Origin of the sequence: Azospirillum sp. ST 5-10, assembly GCF_051225715.1 — a bacterium.
In the GTDB taxonomy this organism is placed as follows: Bacteria; Pseudomonadota; Alphaproteobacteria; order Azospirillales; family Azospirillaceae; genus Azospirillum.
Window position 1 is genome coordinate 1 of the sequence record NZ_JBPJSP010000073.1, and the last position, 2,139, is coordinate 2,139.

1 protein-coding gene is annotated in these 2,139 nt (G+C 68.3%); it reads left to right on the forward strand.

The window, feature by feature from the left end:
* Positions 1–586 precede the first annotated feature (586 nt).
* Positions 587–2,139 (forward strand): calcium-binding protein (locus tag ACSBPG_RS31810; RefSeq protein WP_435541270.1); only part of this gene is annotated, 1,553 nt, incomplete at its 3' end.

The window sequence follows — 2,139 nt, forward strand, 5'->3', positions numbered from 1 at the left end:
ACGGCGACGGGCACGCTGTCGTTCGACGCCGACGGCAGCGGCGCCGGCGCGGCGGTCACCGTCGCCACCCTGAACGTGCGCACGCTGTCGGCGTCCGACATCACCGTGCTCGCCGGCTGACGAGAGCGCCGACGCCGCAAGGAACGGCGTTGCGCCGGTTCGCCCCGTCGGCGTTGGCGTTCCGGGTGGACGTCTGTCCGCCCGGAACGCGCCGGGGAGTTCATGTCCCTCTGCGGCGGTGGAGGCCGATCGGCCTTTTCACCGGCGGTCGTCCGCCGCTTGGAAGCCCCGAACCCCCGCGGCCACCCGATCCGCTTCGCCGTCGCCTACGCCCTCCGTCGCGCCCGCAGCCGCCGGCGTTGCGCCGGACTCAGCATGAACGCGCAGAAATCACGATGAACTCCGACTGCGACGCTCGAAATGAGACAAATTGATTCGGCGCCGTTCCAATTCGTTACAATCTTAAGTTGACATTTGGGTCGACTTGGCTGCGACCGTCGGGTAATGTCGCCGCGATTCTCTTTGGGGTTACCCCTCCAGAGCCGATTGCGCGGCGGACAACCGCCTGCCTGACGAGGATGAAGCGATGGCGAATACGCCGACTACCGGGAACGACAACCTGACCGGTACCGCCGGTGACGACACCATTGATGGACTTGCCGGCAACGACACCATCAATGGCCTTACCGGCAACGACACCCTTTTCGGCGGCGAGGGCAACGACACCCTGGACGGCGGCGGCGGAAACGACCTGGTGATCGGGGACACGGGCGATGATTCGCTGTCCGGCGACATCGGAGACGACACGCTGAACGGCGGCGACGGCAACGACTCGCTGTTCGGCTATGCCGGCTCCGATCTTCTGTCGGGTGGCGACGGCAACGACTGGTTGAACGGCGGGAACGACGGCGACACCCTGTCCGGCGGCCTGGGGAACGACCTGCTGTACGGCGACGACGGCAACGACATCCTGTCGGCCGGCGACGGCGACGACACCCTGAGCGGCGGCGCCGGTGACGACACGCTGTACGGCGGAGCCGGCAACGACATAGCCGACTACCGCTATGCCGACGCCGCCGTTGCCATCAGCCTGTACAATGGAGCGGCCAGCGGCGACGCCGCCGGTGATCAGCTGTTCGAGATCGAGGGGGTCATCGGCTCCGCCTACGCCGACACCCTGTCCGGAAGCGCCGGCAACGACCTGTTCTACGGCTGGGGTGGCGACGACAGCATCAACAGCGGCTCCGGCAACGACCTGATCAGCGGCGGCGCCGGCGACGATTGGGTCTATGCGGGAGCCGGCAACGACAGCGTCTTCGGCGAAGAGGACGACGACACGCTGTTCGGCAGCAATGGTGACGACCAGCTGTCGGGCGGCCTGGGCAACGACAGCTTGGATGGTGGCGAGGACAACGACCTGCTGGAGGGCGATGACGGCAACGACACGCTCATCGGCGGTTCCGGCAACGACATCCTGTCCGGCGGGGATGGCGACGATCTTCTGTCCGGCGGCACCGGCAACGACGACTTGAGCGGCGACTACGGCGACGACCTTCTTTCCGGCGGCGCCGGCAACGACGATCTCTCCGGCGGCACCGGCAACGACACGCTGGACGGCGGCGAGGGCGACGACGGCCTCACCGGCGGGAGCGGCAACGACCTGCTCTCCGGCGGCGGCGGCAACGACACGCTGTCCAGCGATCTCGGGGCCGACACCCTGGTCGGCGGCGACGGCATCGACACCGCCGACTACAGCCGCTCCGGTCAGTACGAGGAACCGGCGTTCGGCGTCGCGGTCAGCTTGGTGACCGGGCTGGGCAGCGGAGAGCACGCCGCGGGCGACGTGCTCCAGGGCATCGAGAACCTGATCGGCTCCTCCTACAACGACACGCTGGGAGGCGACGGCAACGCCAACCTCCTCAACGGACGCCGTGGCATCGACATCATCACCGGTGGCGCCGGGGCCGACACCCTGTCCGGCGGAGTCGGCGCCGACACCCTGACGGGCGGCGACGGCAGCGACACCTTCCTCTACAACCCGCCGTCCTCGGTCGGCGCGAGCGACGACGACACCGACGGCACGGACACGATCACCGACCTCGCCGTCGGCGACCGCATCCGCGTCGTCAACGCCCAGTT